18 protein-coding genes are annotated in these 19,084 nt (G+C 48.5%); 10 read left to right on the forward strand and 8 right to left on the reverse strand.

What is annotated here, in order from left to right:
* Positions 1–245 precede the first annotated feature (245 nt).
* The 7 genes from F4V51_RS01815 (at position 246) to F4V51_RS01845 (ending at position 7,203) form a co-directional block, all read left to right on the forward strand.
* On the forward strand, positions 246–2,219 hold the full coding sequence (locus F4V51_RS01815) for a methyl-accepting chemotaxis protein (RefSeq protein ID WP_153976607.1): 1,974 nt from the start codon (positions 246–248) through the stop codon (positions 2,217–2,219).
* A gap of 315 nt (positions 2,220–2,534) precedes the next feature.
* Positions 2,535–3,737 (forward strand): DUF2087 domain-containing protein, encoded by a 1,203-nt coding sequence (locus F4V51_RS01820; protein ID WP_153976608.1) that lies wholly within the window; start codon positions 2,535–2,537, stop codon positions 3,735–3,737.
* 221 nt (positions 3,738–3,958) lie between these two features.
* Positions 3,959–4,684, forward strand: a complete 726-nt coding sequence (locus tag F4V51_RS01825; RefSeq protein WP_227780043.1) for an AzlC family ABC transporter permease — start codon at positions 3,959–3,961, stop codon at positions 4,682–4,684.
* Positions 4,675–5,004, forward strand: a complete 330-nt coding sequence (locus F4V51_RS01830; protein ID WP_153976609.1) for an AzlD domain-containing protein — start codon at positions 4,675–4,677, stop codon at positions 5,002–5,004. Before F4V51_RS01825 ends, F4V51_RS01830 begins: the two co-directional genes overlap by 10 nt.
* A gap of 107 nt (positions 5,005–5,111) precedes the next feature.
* Positions 5,112–5,918: an NAD-dependent epimerase/dehydratase family protein gene (locus F4V51_RS01835; RefSeq protein ID WP_153976610.1), complete on the forward strand. Its 807-nt coding sequence runs from the start codon at positions 5,112–5,114 to the stop codon at positions 5,916–5,918.
* 105 nt (positions 5,919–6,023) lie between these two features.
* Complete coding sequence (locus tag F4V51_RS01840) at positions 6,024–6,680, forward strand: SGNH/GDSL hydrolase family protein (RefSeq protein WP_153976611.1); 657 nt, start codon at positions 6,024–6,026, stop codon at positions 6,678–6,680.
* Between the two features lie 175 nt (positions 6,681–6,855).
* The gene (locus tag F4V51_RS01845; protein ID WP_153976612.1) at positions 6,856–7,203 is read left to right on the forward strand and encodes a KGG domain-containing protein; all 348 of its coding nucleotides are present in this window, start codon (positions 6,856–6,858) and stop codon (positions 7,201–7,203) included.
* Positions 7,204–7,320: 117 nt separating this feature from the next.
* Here the strand turns inward: F4V51_RS01845 and F4V51_RS01850 are convergent, their stop codons facing one another.
* On the reverse strand, positions 7,321–7,653 hold the full coding sequence (locus F4V51_RS01850) for a hypothetical protein (protein ID WP_227780041.1): 333 nt from the start codon (positions 7,651–7,653) through the stop codon (positions 7,321–7,323).
* Positions 7,654–7,971: 318 nt separating this feature from the next.
* On the opposite strand from F4V51_RS01850, the gene F4V51_RS01855 reads away from it, so the two are divergent.
* Together F4V51_RS01855 and F4V51_RS01860 are read left to right on the forward strand one after the other, a co-directional pair.
* Positions 7,972–9,903: a heparinase II/III family protein gene (locus tag F4V51_RS01855; RefSeq protein WP_153976614.1), complete on the forward strand. Its 1,932-nt coding sequence runs from the start codon at positions 7,972–7,974 to the stop codon at positions 9,901–9,903.
* A 141-nt stretch (positions 9,904–10,044) separates the two neighbouring features.
* On the forward strand, positions 10,045–11,181 hold the full coding sequence (locus F4V51_RS01860; protein ID WP_153976615.1) for a glycoside hydrolase family 88 protein: 1,137 nt from the start codon (positions 10,045–10,047) through the stop codon (positions 11,179–11,181).
* 107 nt (positions 11,182–11,288) lie between these two features.
* Here the strand turns inward: F4V51_RS01860 and F4V51_RS01865 are convergent, their stop codons facing one another.
* The gene (locus F4V51_RS01865; RefSeq protein ID WP_153976616.1) at positions 11,289–11,903 is read right to left on the reverse strand and encodes a class I SAM-dependent methyltransferase; all 615 of its coding nucleotides are present in this window, start codon (positions 11,901–11,903) and stop codon (positions 11,289–11,291) included.
* A 219-nt stretch (positions 11,904–12,122) separates the two neighbouring features.
* On the opposite strand from F4V51_RS01865, the gene F4V51_RS01870 reads away from it, so the two are divergent.
* The gene (locus tag F4V51_RS01870; RefSeq protein WP_236146675.1) at positions 12,123–14,492 is read left to right on the forward strand and encodes an Ig-like domain-containing protein; all 2,370 of its coding nucleotides are present in this window, start codon (positions 12,123–12,125) and stop codon (positions 14,490–14,492) included.
* A gap of 112 nt (positions 14,493–14,604) precedes the next feature.
* Here the strand turns inward: F4V51_RS01870 and F4V51_RS01875 are convergent, their stop codons facing one another.
* From F4V51_RS01875 to F4V51_RS01900, 6 genes are all read right to left on the reverse strand, one after another.
* Positions 14,605–15,150, reverse strand: a complete 546-nt coding sequence (locus tag F4V51_RS01875; protein ID WP_095291571.1) for a chromate efflux transporter ChrA — start codon at positions 15,148–15,150, stop codon at positions 14,605–14,607.
* A 3-nt stretch (positions 15,151–15,153) separates the two neighbouring features.
* Positions 15,154–15,741, reverse strand: a complete 588-nt coding sequence (locus tag F4V51_RS01880; RefSeq protein WP_153976617.1) for a chromate efflux transporter ChrB — start codon at positions 15,739–15,741, stop codon at positions 15,154–15,156.
* Positions 15,742–15,753: 12 nt separating this feature from the next.
* A complete protein-coding gene (locus tag F4V51_RS01885) occupies positions 15,754–16,248 on the reverse strand; it encodes a chromate efflux transcriptional regulator ChrS (RefSeq protein ID WP_095291574.1) in 495 nt (164 codons plus the stop codon).
* Between the two features lie 273 nt (positions 16,249–16,521).
* Complete coding sequence (locus F4V51_RS01890) at positions 16,522–17,631, reverse strand: PAS domain-containing sensor histidine kinase (RefSeq protein WP_153976618.1); 1,110 nt, start codon at positions 17,629–17,631, stop codon at positions 16,522–16,524.
* Complete coding sequence (locus F4V51_RS01895; protein WP_153976619.1) at positions 17,624–18,274, reverse strand: response regulator; 651 nt, start codon at positions 18,272–18,274, stop codon at positions 17,624–17,626. Before F4V51_RS01895 ends, F4V51_RS01890 begins: the two co-directional genes overlap by 8 nt.
* Positions 18,275–18,339: 65 nt before the next feature.
* On the reverse strand, positions 18,340–18,816 hold the full coding sequence (locus F4V51_RS01900; RefSeq protein ID WP_153976620.1) for a GAF domain-containing protein: 477 nt from the start codon (positions 18,814–18,816) through the stop codon (positions 18,340–18,342).
* Positions 18,817–19,084: the final 268 nt, after the last annotated feature.

A 19,084-nucleotide genomic window follows, 5' to 3' on the forward strand; every position in this document is an offset into this window, starting at 1 on the left:
GATTGATGCTCGTGAGGCGATCTGCGTGTGATTTGAATCCTCTCCTTCCAGACTTTTCATGAATAACCAGCTTAAAATATTGTAAACGATCTCGCGGAGAGGGTCAAAATGGATGGAGAACAAGAGAATAGAAGAGCCTAACAAAAATAATAGAATTTCGATGATATTTAGTATTCATACATAATGTTTTCATGATGTTCGTCCGATAAAAAGAAAGGTGAAGATGATGATGGGGGATAGTTCATATGAAGAAAAGGTTTCAACAATGGTTTGCGCCAACCGTTAAAAAACGTCTGGTCGCGGCGCTGCTTCTATTTTTGATTGTGCCAAGCATCACCGTTGGTTGGTTATCTTACGATAAAGCCGCAGAACGGGTCAGGGAGGAGCTCCTGCATTCTGCACAGGCCAAAACAGAGATGCTCAGTTTACAGATTGATCAGATGCTCAACATGGAGAAGGATAACGCCGCACAGCTTGCTGCGGGTTTTACTTCCGAGGATGTTATTAATAAATCGCCTGCGCTGCAAAAACAAATGGACCATATGTCTGAAAATCATAAAGAACTTGGCGTTCTGACGATCGGTGCCGAGGATGGAAGCTGGATGAAGTCACCTGATCCTGGACAACAGATCTATGATCCGCGGGAACGCAGCTGGTATACGATGGGCATGGCAGCAAGTGAACCTATTATTTCGGATACATTCCAGTCCGCAACAACAGGAGAGTGGGTCGTGACAGCTGCTGCCAAGCTGGCTGATGGCAAAGGTGTATTTGGAGCCAATGTAAGTCTTAACCACTTGAAAGAAAACGTGGACCAGATTCATATCGGTGAAAAAGGAAAGCTGTACATGTTGGACAATGGCGGAAAGTTCCTGTTCCATTACAATATCGAATCGGGTGTGCAGTCCGATCAAGACTACATTAATGAAATGTACACGAGCGACAAAGGAACCGTAACGTATACGTATGAAGGACAAGAAGTGGAAGCTGTATACTTTACCAACCCGGCAACGGGGTGGAAAATCGTTGGTGAGATGCTGCCTTCCGAAGCGGATGAAGCAGTTAGACCGATTATGATTCGAACCTTTACGCTTGTGGGAAGTTCGCTCGTCATCGGTATCATCCTGCTTATCTTCATCATCCGAGGCATAGTTCGCCCATTGCAGCAGCTCACCCAGGCCGCTTCCAAGGTCAGCGCCGGGGACCTTACGGTTCGTGTTGGGCTGAAGCGGCGGGATGAATTTGGACAGCTTGGAGACAGTTTCGATTCCATGACTTCTTCGCTGCGCAATGTTCTTGGAGAGGTGCACGATACGTCGAGCCAGCTCGCGGCATCCTCCGAGGAATTGATGGCCAGTTCGGAACAGACGTCCAAAGCCACAGAACAGGTCGCCGAGCTGATGCAGAATGCAGCAGAAGGAACGACCAAACAAAATGACAGTCTTGCGGCAACGGGTCAGCTTGTCGGAGAGATGTCCATTGGGGTCAAAGAAATCTCTTCCAGCGCTGAAGAGACAGCCCGCATTGCAGGGGAAGCTTCGAACAAGTCCGAAGCCGGAATGGTAACCGTGGAAGAGGCGGTCGCTCATATTCAGCAGGTCAACGAAGAGAGTGAAGCCATGGCAGCGGTCATTGAGGATCTCCGGGCAAAAAATGAAGAGATTATTCAGATCGTTACCGAAATTACCTCCATTGCAAAACAGACCAATATTCTTGCGTTGAATGCGAGCATTGAGGCCGCCAGAGCTGGAGAGCAAGGACGCGGATTTGCTGTTGTAGCCAATGAGGTTAAAGCTTTGGCTCACAATTCAGGAAGTTCTGCCGAGCGGATTAATGAGTTAATGCGTGAAATGCAGGAGAAAACGTACGCAGTGCAATCCACCTTTGCACGTACAGGTGAAGGTATGGTGAAAGGTTCGGAGCTGATTACCGAAGCGGGCGATGCGTTCCGTACCATTCGAGATGCGGTGCAGCTCGTTGCTGCTCAAGCTGGAGAAGTGTCTGCCGCATCCCGTCAGATTGATGGAGGAATGAATCACGTAACCAAAGCTGTCAATGATACCATTGTCTTGTCTGATCAGATCGCATCCGGTACGGAGGATGGCTCTGCTGCAGCGCAGGAGCAGCTGGCCACGATGGAAGAAGTAGCAGCTTCCTCTGCCGCATTGTCTCGAATGGCTGAAGATCTGCAGAGCATGATTGAACGTTTCAGGCTATAACCGATTAAGTGGAATAAACCGGTGCCTCTGTGTTAGAAGGGGATAAACCGTAAAGTGCCAGCGTCAGCATGACGATGACAACGAGACTGCAGGGTCAATTCCCTGTAGTCTTTTTTTATTGGAAAAAGTATGCCTTGGTAACTTCACTGGAGAGCTCAGCTCATTGAGAAGAGAGCAATACAGGAGGTGATGATTGACATTAAACAAACAAAATTATATTATATCTATAAATAAACAAACCTAACGCGAATTATTGAATGATATCGATGGTCGATGGGGATATCTAAATAAAAGCATAAAAAGGAGTTAGTCTTAATGAAATCATCGGAACCATTATTGCAGACGGCTACGCTCGAAGAGATCAAGCGGGGATATCTTGCGGAAGGGCCAACCTTTACATGCATCTGCTGTGGCTATAAAACGGAAGCGGGAATTATCTATCCCGAGGAAGGTGTTCTCTATGAGGCAGAAAGATATATGCGTGTTCATATCGAGAAGGCCCATGGATCTGTTTTTGAATATTTGCTGGAGCTGGATAAAAGTGTAACAGGTTTGTCCGACGTGCAGCGGGGGTTACTTGGCCAGTTTTATGAAGGGAAGAAGGACACCGAAGTGCAGAAGGCACTGGGGATCGGCAGTGCGTCCACCATTCGGAATCACCGGTTCGTGCTGAAGGAGAAGGAACGGCAGGCCAAAATCTTTTTGGCATTAATGGAACTGCTAAAAAGCAAAGATGATTATGCTCCTGCCGAGCTCGTATTGCCTGTCACAAGACATGTGCATACGATCAACGATAAACAGTTCGATATCTCGGAACAGGACCGGGAAAAAGTGCTGGCCAAGTATTTTCCAGAAGGAACAGATGGTCCGCTATCGAGTTTTCACATGCAGCAGAAGCATAAATATATCGTTCTCACTGAAATTGCCAAACGGTTCGAGCCAAAACGCCACTATACCGAGAAACAGGTTAACGAGGTTTTACAACAAATCTATGAGGACTACGTGGAACTGAGGAGATATCTGATCGACTATGGTTTCCTGAATCGTGAAGAGGACGGCAGTCAGTACTGGTTAAACCTCACGGCAGAGCAAGAAGAGAACAAGAATACTAAACAAACGAAAACGGGAAGCGGGAATGGAGAGAATGAAGAAATGAATCGACGCAAAGAGCTTCAGGAGCAGGCCAAGGAGATCAAGACGGAGGCCGGAATATACCAGATTCGGAATGAACGAAACGGTAAAGTCTATCTGGATAGCACATTGAATCTGAAAACGATCAATGGGCAGAGATTCATGCTGCAAATGGGCAGCCATCTGAACAAGCAGCTGCAGGCGGAATGGAATGAATACGGTGATGATGCGTTTACGATTGAAGTGCTGGAAGTATTGAAAAAAGAGGATAACCCCTATTTTGACACCAAGGATGCACTCGCCAAATGTCTGAATCGTTGGATGGATCAGCTTGAGCCATATGGCGAACAAGGATATCACGGGGACAAAAAAGATAGTAGTGCGTAATTCCCCAGCACATTGATTTCTGGCTTACCAAGTCCATGGCCTTAACAGGTTATGGGCTTTTTGGCGTGATAGATCTATTGAATCTGTTCTGTAAAGGAGAAATCTGTCTCTCCCTCATTCGCTTAACTTGTGGTATATTTCTAAATTAATATAAAGGAAACGTATTTACATCTCTGAAGGGATGAGAAGGAGTTGCAGCAGAATTGGATAAATCAATGCCCATGGTCACAAAATCGGAAGACATCTTAGAGACTCGGGATCATGCCACGTTTATGCAGGGGGTAAAGGATTGCATTCCAACCCTGCTTGGCTATCTGAGTATTGGGTTTGCAGCAGGCGTCATCGAAATGACAGCAGGACTCAGTATGGCGGAAATCGCCCTGCTGAGTCTGATCTTATATGCAGGTTCGGCCCAATTTATTGCCGCAGGCATGCTCGCATCAAACGGATCGGCAGCAGCGATCATATTCACGATTTTCTTTGTCAATCTGCGACATCTATTACTCAGTGCAGCCGTATCTCCGTATTTCAGGCACCTGACCCCACTCAAAAACATGTGGATTGGCTCCCTGCTCACGGATGAATCGTTCGGAGTGGCGATGACTCGCGCAATTGGCCGCAAAACATTAAGTGAACGGTGGATGCATGGATTAAATATTACAGCTTATCTGAATTGGTTCGCAGCCAACATGGCAGGAGCCTATTTCGGGCGCTGGATTACGAATCCGGAGCAGTTTGGACTGGATTTTGCCCTGCCGGCCATGTTTATCGGCCTAATTGTGCTTCAGTTAATCCATCGTCAAAACAGAAAGCTGCACATCAATGTAGCCATTATTGCTGTGGTGTGTGTGGTACTCGCAAGTATGGCCTCTTTGGGCAGCATGAGCATTATAGTGGCTGCAGTTGTTGCAGCAACGATGGGAGTTGTCATGGAACGATGGAAGTAAGATGGGATGTATTTTGGATTATTATCGGGTCCGCCTTGTTGACCTTTATTCCCCGGGTGCTGCCCCTAATGCTGTTTAGCAAAATACAGATTCCGGTATGGCTGCTTCGCTGGCTGGAATATGTGCCTGTTGCCGTGATGGCAGCACTGATTGGCCAGGAGCTGTTGATGTCTGGCAACCAGCTGGTACCGCTCACCCAGAATGCTGCACTGTGGGCGGCCCTGCCTACCTTTGTGGTAGCGATCTGGACGCGAAGTCTTCTCGGTACGGTTCTTGTGGGCATTGTAGCGATGATGATTTTGCGTTATGTGATCGGGTAGAGACGCAAGCTGTACAGGTAATTCCTTCAGACTAACGGTTAATAATGTTCTATAGACCTATGTAGTAGAGCTGAAGTATCCGTTAAGAATGAAGGGAGCGAAGGTGAATGGCTAATACGAGGAAAAAGATACTGATCACAGGAGCTGCTGGCGTAATCGGTCGCAGTCTGCTGGATGGTCTGAGGGAAATGGACAAGTATGATATTGTTGCGGCTGACCTTCAGGAGGAACCAGGAACAGGTATTGTCCCCATGGATGTTACGGACGCGGAAAGGCTGCAGGAGCTGATGCAAGGAGTGCATACCGTGCTGCACATTGCCTGGGCCAAGGATGAAGAGGACTTCTTGGGCAAAGTTCTCCCGATTAATGTAACCGGTGCTTACCATGTATATGAAGCAGCACGAATGAATGGTGTTCAGCGTGTCATTTTTGCAAGCTCTAACCATGCAACCGGCTTTTACCGTACAGGTGAAGAGATTGAGGTCGACGACCCCTATCGTCCTGACAGCTTCTATGGTCTCAGCAAATGTTATATTGAACTGCTTGGCCGATATTACGTGGACAAGTATGACCTCTCTTCATTCAACATTCGGATCGGCAACTTCTCCGGCGATGATCATCCGCATTCCGAGCGCTCTGCCCATATCTGGATATCTCCGAGGGACATGGTGCAGCTCGCGGTGTGCTGTATTGAAGCTGATTCCGGGATGAAGTATCTTAATCTATACGGAACCTCCGCGAATAGCGACAATTATTATGATATCGGTTATTTGGCTGAAAAAATTGGATACCGTCCAGAAGACGATGCTGCCGAGCTCTGGGAAGAGGCGAAGCGCAGAGGTGCGCCGGATAAGCAGGATGAGACGAAATATCAGGGCGGAGGATATGTGGCAAAAGACCAGAAGGGCGTTTAGTTGAACTTTTGAAAACGCTATTCTCTATTGAACCGGAAAGGGATAAAATGGAGACGGTAGAATCAAGGTTTCCATTTTACATAAGAGGAAGGAACGGTTCAAATCATGAGTACAAGTCCATCCGTTATATTGTTTCAGGGAGACTCCATTACAGACGGAGGAAGATCGCGGAACGATGATCCGAATCACTTTTTGGGACATGGCTACGCTTATCTGATCTCAAGCAGACTGGGTGCGGAGCTGGCAGAGAAGCAGCCCACCTTCTACAACAGGGGAGTCAGTGGGGATCGCGCATCCGATCTGTATGCACGCTGGAATGAAGATACCTTTAGTTTGAAGCCGGAACTGATCAGCATTCTGATTGGTGTGAATGACGCCTGGCGTATAATCAATAATGAGCCCAGCGGGGTAACGGATCGTCTCGGACGGGCATATCATCATCTGTTAGAAGAGACGCGGGAAGTGCTCCCGAATACGGGGCTCGTGTTGATGGAACCCTTCATTCTGAAAACCGGTGCTACGGTGGACAAATGGGATGCATGGCAGGAGAAAATAGGCCAATATCAACGCCTTGTCCGGGAGCTCGCGGGTCAGTTCGGTGCTGTGTTCGTTCCATTGCAGGATATGCTCAATCAAGCGACAGAGAAGGCAGAAGCATCCTACTGGTTGTGGGATGGTGTGCATCCAACGGCGGCAGGTCATGAACTGATTGCACGTCAATGGTTGTCTGTCGTACAGGACAGCAAACTTAAAATCCAGTAGGAATAAGAGCAGAGGGTCCTGTGCGACCCTCTGCTCTTATTTACATAGAAGAACATTCAAAAATAAATTATAGAAAAGTGGAATTTCTAGAAATCAATTGTTTTATTTCCATAACAGAGGGTAATTAAGAAGCGTAGCACACTATACTCAATACCCGATAAGGAGTGAATTCAAAATGGCACAGAATAACCAAAACGGAAAAATGAGCCGTGAAGAAGCAGGACGTAAGGGTGGAGAAGCAACCTCCAAGAATCATGATCATGAGTTTTATCAAGAAATTGGCAGCAAGGGCGGAGAGGCAACCTCGAAGAACCATGACAAGGATTTCTATCAGGAGATTGGCAGCAAAGGCGGGGAAGCAACATCCAAATCCCACGACCGTGAGTTCTATCAAGAGATTGGACGTGAGGGCGGAAGCGCCCGGGGCAGCAGTGACGGAAATGATGATCAGGATGGCAAAATGAGCCGCGAAGAAGCAGGGCGCAAGGGTGGACAAGCCCGGTCACGGAATCGGAAAAATTAATTGTTGATATAGAAGCAAGCGTGAATAAAACGTAATTCCAGCAAACAAGGCCAGATCTCACCTGTGGAAAAGGGTGGGTCTGGCCTTGTTTATTCATTTAATATTGATTGTGATAATCTAGGCAATATGTGGTTCAATGGCTTGGCGATAGCTGAGCAGGGATTCATCAATGATGGTATGCAAGAAAACAGGATCCATGCCCTGCAGCAGTGATTCTGCATAACGCCAGGCGTTTTCTTCAATACGCAACCGAATCTCTGCCTGCTCATGAGCCGATAGGGGCCCATCAAGAAGGCTGGACAGATATGCTAATTCCGTATCCTCGGCATGACCCAGTTCATGAGCCAGAATGACATAAATATAGGCTTGCAATGGAGCTAACGTACCGAAGAGCATCCGGCATTGCTCCATGATCTCTTTTTTGTACAGATATACGGTGTGACTGCCCATGTGATATTTACCCCCGACGAGACGATTGTCCGGAAAATGGGATTCGACCTGCACAATCACTCGGCTATCCGAGCGCTGCAGCAGCTCCGTTACAGCCTGATCAAATAATTCAGTATTCAGTATGGTTCACCTGTCCTCATAATGGAATAAAATGCATATGCAATGAGTACCGACAACTCTTTTACGAGAAAACAGTCTGAAAAGTTTCAGTTATTTTCATATTATTTGTTCTTTTACATAAGATTAGCCGAATTCCCTTCATTTTTACTACTTGATAGGCTAAAATGAAATCGGTTACAAAAATGGGGAGGAATTCTTATGACGGTTCACCCTGGATTACGTTGGACGACAGATACAATCGCTGCGGCTATGAAACATGGAATGTCCGATGGTTTGGAGATTATCCATCACTGGAAAGACAGGCTCATGGACACGTGGAATGACCCCGTTTACGCCGGCTTTTGGTCGGATTTAGAAGTATATGAACAGAAGGCACTTACGGAGAACCTGCCAGAACTATCTTTTTCCCTATTTCGTCAATTCAGGGATACGGGTGAGCGTCAAGCGTATGAGCAGGCGTATTTTGAAAGGCGCGGTAGGCTTGTTTCGCTGGGGCTGCTGGTGGCGGTATCGCCGTCTTCCTCTCGTTTGCATCTGCTGGAGGATCTGATCTGGAGTGTTTGTACCGAACAAACCTGGTGTCTGTCTGCCCATATACCGGAAGGGGAAGAAGCTGGCGCAAGAACACATATTGATCTATTCGCTGCAGAGACCGCACAGATGCTGGCAGAGCTGGTCGTAATACTGGATGACATGCTGGATAAGCGCCTGATCCGGATGGTCAAGGCGGAGGTAGAAGACAGGATATTTACTCCATTGTACAGGGAGCAGCGGACTTACGGTTGGGAAGAAGCAAATCACAACTGGTCAGCCGTTTGCAGTGGAGGATGCGGAATTGCTGCTTTACTTTTATTGGAGGATGAGCGGCTTCGAACCATGGCTGTGCAGCACACCATTCGATCCATGAATGCCTTTTCGAGTGGTTACGGGACGGATGGAGGATGTGCTGAAGGTGTGGGCTACTGGGTGTATGGGTTCGGATTCTATACCTATTATGCAGAGATGCTGAGATTGTTCAGTGCAGGTGAACTGGATATGTTGTCAGATCCCAAGACGGGAGCGATTGCTGCTTTCCCGGGAAATATTCATTTGTCGGACGGGGTGTATATTAACTATTCGGACAGTCGTGAGCGGGAGACGATTCCGTCCGGATTGCTTTCCCTTTTGTCCGAAAGGCAGCAGATTCTAATCGATTCAGGGCTTCACATCCCGCTTCTCTCCCAGGATCCCTGCCGCAGGTGGGCTCATGCTCTCCGCAATGTACTGTGGACTAATCCGGCTAAGTTCGATAGTGAGACTGAATCGGGTGAGCCCGGGGCTCCGATTTACTTGGAGGACTTATCGTGGGTGATAGCACGAGGGACGCTGACAGCAGGTGAACAGCAGGAAGTGAAGGTGGCCTTTTCGGTAAAAGGAGGTCATAACGCAGAGCCTCATAATCATAATGATCTGGGACACTTCATCCTTCATGGCGGCGGTGAAAACATTCTCTGTGATCCAGGTTCAGGTGAGTATACTCAAGCCTACTTCGCACCTGGCAGGGAAAGCATTCTGCAAATTGGCTCTCAGGGGCACAGCGTTCCTGTCATTGAGGGGACCCTTCAGCAATCCGGAAGACAAGCTGAAGCCAAAATGCTACATATTAAGCACTTGCCTTCACAGGGGATAGAGGCTGAATTGGATCTGACATCAGCTTATTCGGAGGCTCCTACACTGGCAAGATATATCCGGCGGTTACGCTGGAACGGTTCAGCTGGAACTTCCGAAGCAGAGCTAATCCTTGAAGACCACTACCAATGGAGTCCACCTTCTTCCGGTACTCAGATTGGGGAGCGCCTGATTGGAGAACCGCGAGTCGCCCAGCATTTTATCAGTCGAATCGAACCTGTCTTGCAAGAAGCAGGAGTACGATGGGAAGGAAGCAGGGCTGTGGTGTTCATGGAGTACGATGTGAAATGCTGGAGTGCACAGATCGAAGTGATCGAGACCGTGGATCATGATCATCTGCCACAGAAGTTTTACCGCACCGGATTAATCTTACGGCAAACCGCAGATGAAAGCGGAGATTCTCGGGATCATTCCGTACAGGAGACAAGGTGCATCTTCAAATTCACCATGTATCCGAGGTAATTCAATTCGAAGAATCAGAATCAAAGGCAATCCGTAGTGGACCGATGCAATGAAACCACTGAAGGCGGTGTGCAGATATAGTCCATTAAAGTTGCGTACGTATATGAGTAAATAAGGATACGAAAAGAGGAGGCAAAGCTCGTGAGTACATCGACATCGGTAACATGGATTGAAGAAGCTTGGCGGCAGGGCGCGGACAAAACCATTCGCAACGCACAGCGAATCAAGGATACCTTTCCACACATCTCTCCTCAGGGGACGTATGACCAGAACGATCCGGAATGGTGGACAGCCGGCTTCTGGCCAGGATTGTTATGGCTTGTGTACGGTGAGTCCCCGGAAAATGTAGATGCTGCTTCATTGTCCCGTATTGCAGATAGCTGTGAACGGCAGCTGGAGGGATGCCTCCGCAATCCGGATTCGGTGGATCACGATCTGGGTTTCATCTGGCTGCTCAGCGGCGTAGCATCCTACCGCCAGACTGGCAGCATGGACAGCCGGCGGAGGGGGATGCTTGCTGCCAATCTATTTGCTGCTCGCTTTAATGTACGTGGTCAGTTCATTCGTGCCTGGAACTTCAGCTCGTCCACAATGGATACGCGCGGCGTAGCCATCATCGACAGCATGATGAACCTGCCGCTGCTCTACTGGGCATCCGAAGAGAGCGGCGATCCCCGCTTCCGCTTGCTGGCGGAAGCACACGCGGACACGGTTGCGCGCGAGTTCGTCCGCGCAGACGGGTCCATCTGCCACGTGGTGGAGTTTGACCCACACACGGGGCAGAAGCTGCGAGAGCATGGCGGACAGGGCCATGCTCCGGGTTCCGCCTGGGCGCGGGGCACCGCCTGGGCGCTGCATGGTTTTGCGCTGTCTTACCGGTATACGGGCGAAGCCCGCTATCTGGAGACAGCGGAACGCGCGGCCGATTTCTTCCTCGCCATGCTTGGCGAAGATATCGTGCCGTTCTGGGATTTTCGCGCACCGGCGGAGCATCAGGTGGCGTGGGATTCGTCCGCCGCTGCGATTGCGGCGAGCGGTCTGCTTGAGCTGGCGAAGCTGTCGCCACGCGGAGAGGAGTATGCCGCAGCGGGCGAGCGCATCGTTCGCGGCCTGCATGAGCGCTACAGCTCAGGCGAGTCAGCTGCGGAAGAGGGGCTGATCATGCAGGGAACCGTGCATTACCCGGAAGGACGGGGATTGAATGTGCCGATCATTTACGGCGATTATTTCTATATGGAAGCGCTGGCGAAGCTGCGCGGACGTCCGGGACTATTTTAACCTCAAACATGTCGGAGAATGAAATCGGTAAAATAAAAAACCACCTGAAGCAGCCTATCTTCCACTGGGCTGTTTGAGGTGGTTTTTCGTGATATGAGTTAGATGATTTATTTATTTTTCTTCGATGGCACGCGCCTGAGGATCACAAAGTCGGCTGAGGATTGATCGGGATATCGCTGCGGGATGATCTCTTGAACCTTGAAGTCGGGATAGTCAAATAAATAATGGAACAGGTTGCGATCCTGGATCGTGTCCACGCCTGGGCTGCCGTTTTCCTTCAACCGGGTGTAGAGAACAACCCATTCCTTCGATGAATGCAAAATATCATATAAGGTATTACGGAAATCGGTCTCATCCGTTATGTGGTACAGCACATCCAGACACACCGTAAGGTCTGCCGTCAGAAAACCCCGGTTGATCCATAGGCCAGGTGTATAAAGCATGAAGCTTTTGGAGGAGTCCGTAGCAAATTTCGAGGCACACAGGCGCACCGAAGAGGCAGCGACATCGACACCGAGGTATTGTTTATAATTCATATATTGCAGCTGGTTGCCGTCGCCACATCCAAACTCAATTACGCTGGTAATGCCCTCCTGCTGGATCAATCCGTTCACAATCTCGGCCTTGAATTCAGCCAGAACCCCGTATGATCCACGTCCAGAAGTTTCTCCGGAACGGTATGTCTGCTCCCAATATCTAATGTAATCAAAGGGCTGCCGCATGTTTCTCCTCCTATCATGTACAATTCAGCTGCTTGGCGCTTGTAACATAGCAATATAGATAGGTTATGCGGAATGCTGGCGGGTATGATTCCCCGGAGAAGGATGAGGCTGCGGAATTGTTTTCCAATCATTTTTCTGAAAAATCGCTGAAAGCCTAAACATCTGGAAAGAACTTGCCGACATTAAAATTAAGGAAAAAATGATGATAATCGGGGGGAAATGATGTTAAAGCCAAGATTGACCAAGTACATGGTGATGATGCTGGTATTCGTGCTGAGTATTTCCAACGTAGGCTTGGCCGCTGCGGCAGATAAGGAACTGTCCAAAATAGTGGTTTCCAAAAATGAAGTGGCGCTTGAAGTGGGAGAATCCAGTTCTGTAACAGCTACAGGAGTCTATACGGATGCTTCAACAAGCAATATTACAGTGAATGCAAGCTGGAGCAGTGATGACACTGCAGTGGCTACGGTATATAACGGAACAATTACAGCCAAAGGTGAGGGACAGGCAACAGTCATCGTATCCTATGAAAATAAGCCACAATCCATTCAGGTGAACGTCACCAAAAAGGTTAAGGCGTTGACCAAAGACAAGCAAACCATTGATATTCGTAAAGGTGAATCCGAGCAGATTACACTGACTGCTACTTACAGTGATAACAGTTCTGAATCCGTATCCGATATCGCAGAATGGTCTTCTGATGACGATCAGGTAGCAACTGTAGTTAACGGTAAAGTTACCGGACAAAGCGCGGGTACGGCATTAATTACAGGTAAGGTAGGAAAACAATCCGTTACCGTTGAGGTAAACGTCGAAGTCGTGAAGCGAATCGATACAGATAAAAAGCAAGTAAACCTCTTGTTGAACAAAAGCGACAAAGTCGTTTTGACAGCAACATATCCGGATGGAACGACCATGGATGTAACTTCTCTTGCTGATTGGAGTTCCAGTGATGAGAAAGTTGCTGATGTGCTGAAGGGTACCATCACAGGTTATGCCGCGGGATCTGCTGTAATCACAGCTAAATACGGTACAAAAACCGTTTCAATCGATGTAGACGTTGACCGGACAAGCAATCTGAAGGTCGACGAGCAAAAGTTATTCTTCAAATTAAGCAATACGGATCGCTCCAAACAGCTTACGTTGACGGCAATCTATCCGGATAGCTCAGACGCAGATGTAACCAATACGGCAGTGTGGACATCCAGTAACGAAAAGGTTGCTACTGTATATAAAGGTCAAATTACAGCCATTGGCCAAGGTACAACTACAGTTAAAGCCAGCTACAGTGGTAAAACCGTTGAAATTACGGTAGATGTAGACACCGCTCGTTATCTGGACGTTGTAGACGTTGAAGATAAACTGGCGATGAGTTTGACCGGAACAAAAGAAAAAGAACTTACGGTCAATGCGGAGTATGTGGATGGAAGCACGGAGAACGTGACATCCAAAGCAACATGGACTTCAAGCGATGAAGATATCGTTTATGTATCTGCAGGTAAACTTACGGCTTACAAATCGGGACAGGCAACCATTACAGTGGCTTATGGCGGCAAAACGGTCAAAATCACTGTAAGTGTAGATGTGCCGGACAAATATGAAATGCAAAACAAGAAAAAATCTATCGGTGTGGGTGATACCTTTACTGCAGAGGTTCTAGCTGTATATGGCAACACATCCAAAGTTGTTACTGAAGATGTGGAATGGAGCAGCAGCAGTGATAAGGTTGCCGAAGTGTCCAAGGATGGCGAAGTAAAGGGGATTGCTGTCGGCAAAGCAACCATTACCGCTAAAGTGGATGGAAAAACACTGACCATGTCTGTTGAGGTTGGTATGGCAAGCGGCCTCGAAGCAGACGTAAACTTTATCGCACTGGCTTCCAAAGAAACACAGCAGATTACTCTGACGGGTACAGATGAAGACGGTAATACGCTGGATGTAACTTCAGAAGCAACTTGGAAAACGAGCAATGCTCGGGTAGCTGATGTTAAAAAAGGTTTGGTAACAGCAAATGGTAGCGGTAAAGTGAACATCACAGCAGAATATGGCTCCCAAAAGGTTACGATTGCCATTGAGGTGGATGTCATTGCCCGCATTGAAGCATCAGAGCCAGCCGTATCTCTGAAATCTGGCGAGACAGCTGATATTACCGTTGTGGCGTATTTTAATGACGGTAGCGAACGCGATGTAACCGACAAAGCCGAATGGAAAACCAACAGCTACAAAGTAGCTCAGGTAACCAAAGGTAAAATAAAAGCGGTTGGTTCAGGTAAAGCAAAAGTTACAGCCAAATACGGCAGCAAATCCGTAACCGTGGCTATCGATGTAGACACATTGAAATATCTGCAAACCGATAAAGTTACCCTGACCATGAAACCAGGGGATAAGGTTACTGTTGTAGCAACGGCTACGTATGCAGATGGCAGTGAAGCAAATGTCTCCAAACCGGCACTCTGGAAGTCCTCCCGTATTGCAACAGCGTCGGTGAAGGATGGGATCATCCAGGCTAACGGTAAAGGTAAAGCGACAATCACGGTGAGTTATGCTGGCGTGAAAACAAAAGTGACCATCGTTGTTGAAGCGAAATAAAACTTAAAACTTGCCTTGAAGGTGAGATGTAAACAGAAAACGGTGATGCCAGCTTAGATGCTGACACCACCGTTTTTTTGGTATAAACAATGATATTTTCTCCATCAACGGATTACATCGTATGAGACAGAACCAAGGCACCATAAGCAAAAGCGATAACAATTAAAATAGCTGGATGCAGTTTGGTCTTGGTCATGACCCATAAGGAGATCCCCGCAATGATCAGTGTCTGCCAGATCCCGATGGAGTCGGTGGATACTTGGCCGAATTCCCATGTGAGCAGAATCATAAGCACCGCAATAACTGGCTGCACAAGCAGCGTCATTCCTTTGACTTTCGGCGATGTACGATGCTTGTTGAGCAAACGGAGCAGCAGGATCAGCGCGGCAGCAGACGGTACAATCGTGGCAAAACTGGCGATAAACGCTCCGAACCAGCCGGCCACCTGATAACCGACAAATGCGGCAATCTTGGTAGCGATTGGACCAGGGAGCGCATTCCCGATGGCGAGTACATCGCCAAATTGCTCTGTGGTCATCCACTGATAATGGTTCACCACTTCTTCCTGCATGAGCGGGATGGAAGCAGGGCCGCCCCCGTATCCCAAAATATTAGCTACGAAAAATCCCCAAAACAATTCCCACCATGTTTGAAGCATCGTTTAGGACACCCCCTTGTCGGAGCTGCGTTTGGACTTGTAGCACTGAACCAGATCCAGGTGGAATACGCCATAACCCAGGAAGACGGCGATAACAATGCCTGGATGAATATTCAGCAGCTGCAATAACACAAACGCAATGACACCAAACAGGACGGCAAAGGTTTTGCCGAGTCCGGACCATGCTTTTTTGGCGAATTCATAAGCCATCATGCCCAGCATTACAAAGATCACGGGGCGCACAGCCGCTACCATGCCTGCTACGATCTTCGACTCACGCAGTGCGTACATGGAGCCAAGCAGGGCGATGATGGCGATGCTTGTGGGTAAAATGTGTGCCAGCACAGATACGATGGCGCCGAGCACACCTTTGGTTTTGTAACCGAGGTAAGCAGCCATCTTGGTTGCAATCGGACCGGGCAGGGCATTGGCTATGGCCAAAATTTCGCCGAATTCCTCATCAGTAACCCATTGATAACGGGTGACGGCTTCATAACGAATCAACGGAATAACTGAAGGACCACCGCCATAACCTAATATCCCGGTTCGTACCATACCCGTAACAAGACCGGTGTAATCTTTCCAACTCATGCTGTTTTCCTCCTACAGTCTCATGCCCATTCGGCTTTTATATCGTTTCAATAACAACTGTGATTCGACCTTCACAATGCCAGGCATCTTATAGAGCTTCTCCAGCAGAAACTGCTCCATCTCTTCCATGTCCGCAAAAATGCCGTGCATGTGCAGTGTGCTGGGGCCCGTCATATGATAGAGGCTGGTGACCGCTGGTTCCTCGTCCAGTCTCTCGGCCACTTCATCAAGGAAGGGCGGCTCCACATCCACATTAAAAAAGGCAGAGACCTGAAGCCCAACCTTACCCGGGTTAATAACAACCGTGAACCGTTCAATAATGCCCTTTTCGGATAAAGCATTGATGCGAGCCTGAACCGCTACACGTGACAGTCCAATCTGTGCGCCCAGATCCGTATAGGATATACGGCTGTTCTGATGCAGGGCGGCTATGATTTTCCGATCGATCGCGTCCAGGTTATACATTTGCGGGATCTCTCCTCCTTTAGAGGAGCGTTTATCTGACATGATTGATCATCCTTTTCATTCTCTATGTGGAATCTAAAATGTAAACCTTCAAAAATGCATTTTGCATGCAGCATTCATATTTTAATGACGAATCGTAATTCGAGTCAACCTATTTATCCATTATATTAAATTTATCCGATTAATGGCTTTCATTTTGTCATTGGCACCAAAATTGGAACGCAAAAAGGCCGCTCTTGGAATAAAACCGAGAGCAGCTCTCTTTCTTGATATTGTAGATTGTGCGTATAGGACTAGCCACACAGTGGTTCCATTCTATATACCTCTGGGAAGGTGAAATGTAATGCATGTACCCTCACCAGGCTCAGACGATAACGTTAACGTTCCTCCTGCTCCACGAGCACGTTCTTCCATGCTGAACAGTCCGACACCCTGACCTGCTGTTTGTATATTGAATCCAGCACCTTGGTCCGAAATCGTTACGACGGTGCCCTCCTGGGAATCTTCTACCGTCACCTGTGCTTCGGCTACATCGGCATACTTGGCGACATTGGTAAGTGCCTCCTGGATAATCCGGTACATGGCGATCTCCCGATTCATCTCCAGCCGTCTGCGCAGGTTGCATTCCAGATCGACTTCGATACCGTAGTGGCGGGTATAGTTCTCAATGTAAGTCCGGATGGCCGGAACGACGCCCAGATCATCCAGCACGGAAGGTCTGAGTTCCCAGGCCATGCCACGGACTTCTTCCATAATCCCCGTGACTTGCTTACGCAGCGCTTCCACACCGGAATGAGGCTTGTCCGCCAGCAGCTGATCGATCTGAATCACGAGCGAGAAGAGACTCTGTCCGATTCCGTCATGCAGCTCACGGGATATCCGGCGGCGCTCCTCCTCCTGAATGTTCATGACCTGGGTCATCATCGTCTGCAATTCAGCTTCGACCCGTTTCAGCTTCGTCACTTCGCTGCGTACTGCCAGGTATTGATATGGTTCTCCGTCATTGTCGAGAAAAGGCACAATCGTTGTATTCACCCAGTAGTGGCTGCCATCCTTCGCACGGTTACGAATCTCTCCGTTCCATACTCGCCCTGAAGAGATGGTTTCCCACAGGGTTTTCATGAACGTTTTGCCGTGGTATCCCGAATTGATAATCCGGTGGTCCTGACCGATCAATTCTTCCCGGTCATATTGCGAAATTTCGCAGAATTTATCGTTGACATACTGTATCTTCCCTTTACGGTCCGTGAGGGCAACGATGGAGGATTCATCCAATGCAAACTTCAGATCGCTTAGCTGATGCAGCGAACCTTTCAGCCTGCTGCGGAATTCATCATTGGTGATATGATTGTCCAGTTCATCCAGCAGCTGCAGTACAGGCTGCTCGGCCAGTCCGCTAAGTCTGTTCTCACGTGCGCTACTCAAAGTTCAGCAACCCCTTTTTCATGGCAAACTTGACGAGTTCAGGTCTGGTCCGCAGGCCCAGCTTATCCATCAGGTTGCTTTTGTGGGATTCGACCGTTTTGACACTGATGACCAGGTGCTCGGCAATTTCCTTGTTGGCGTAACCCTTGGCGATCCAGGACAATATCTCTTTCTCCCGTTCGGAAAGTGTGTCATACGGCCCGGCGTTTTCCTGCTTGGACTTGTCCAGGTATTCACTCATCAGCCGTTTGGTAGCACTGGGATACAGATAAGCACTGCCCTCTGCTACGGAGCGAATGGCTGCCAGAAGTTCCTCGTGCGGTGCGCTTTTGAGAATATATCCTGAAGCTCCGGCATGAATTGCACGGAACAGATACTCTTCATCGTCATGCATGGTCAGAATTAAAATGGCCACGTCAGGCATTAACTTTTTCAATTCTGCGGTAGCAGTCAATCCGTCCTTGCCTGGTGGCATGCTAAAATCCATCAATACCACATCCGGTTTCAATTCCTTAGCCTTGGCAATGGCCTCATCACCATCTGCTGCATCCCCCACGATCCGGATATCATTCTTGCCGTCGAGCAGAGCGATCAGCCCGGAACGCACAACGACATGATCATCCACAACCAATAGTTGAATCACTACATATTCCCCCTGTCCGCTTCCTGGTTCTCTCTTCATGATACCAAAAAAAGCTATTCAGAGCTTTAATCTCTGAATAGCTTTTCTGCATGATTTACGCCGGGCCTGCTTAGCTGTGAATGGCTCGCTGCAGCTGCTCTGGCCGCCAGCTCTGCTTCCCTGACCGTGTCCGGTGAGAACGTACATGGCTGCCTGCTGCCAACAAGCAGCACGGCACCAGGGATGCTGCTCTCCAGGAACACAGGCACGGCGATGGCGCATAACAGCCGCTCTGCGATCATCAACGGACAACGGCCGGGTGTACTGGCATTTGTGGTACCTTCGTCCGACAGAGACGTGCGGCCTGTCCGTAGAGCAGTGCCCACAAGATCTTGTCCGGGACGCATCTCCATCCGTGTAACGCGATCATTGGTTGCACCGGAAGTGTACTTCCAGCGCAGCATGGGCCCCGAGAGATAGGCCAGTCCGCAAAAATCAGTGGATGTGTTCAGGCGCAGATTATGGATCATCTCCTGAATGCCGGAAGGGAGTTCATCGTGCATGAGAGACACTTCCTTTTTGGAATTACACCATTAGATTAGACCTGGTGACATGGATATGGTTAACCTTTGACCAAGGTGTCCTGAAATATAAGTTTATACGGTAGTTCTATTGTAGTCTCATTCGTCTGAGTTGTAATTCAGGGAATTCCCCGATTTCGGTTCTGCAAAATACTGATCTTGGTTAACGTACGGCCTCAATCCGCACACAGCAAGAACTTTACCATATCACAACATGCGGTTGCCTTCATAGGATGTGACTTTTCTCACA

Origin of the sequence: Paenibacillus xylanilyticus (assembly GCF_009664365.1) — a bacterium.
In the GTDB taxonomy this organism is placed as follows: Bacteria; Bacillota; Bacilli; order Paenibacillales; family Paenibacillaceae; genus Paenibacillus; species Paenibacillus xylanilyticus_A.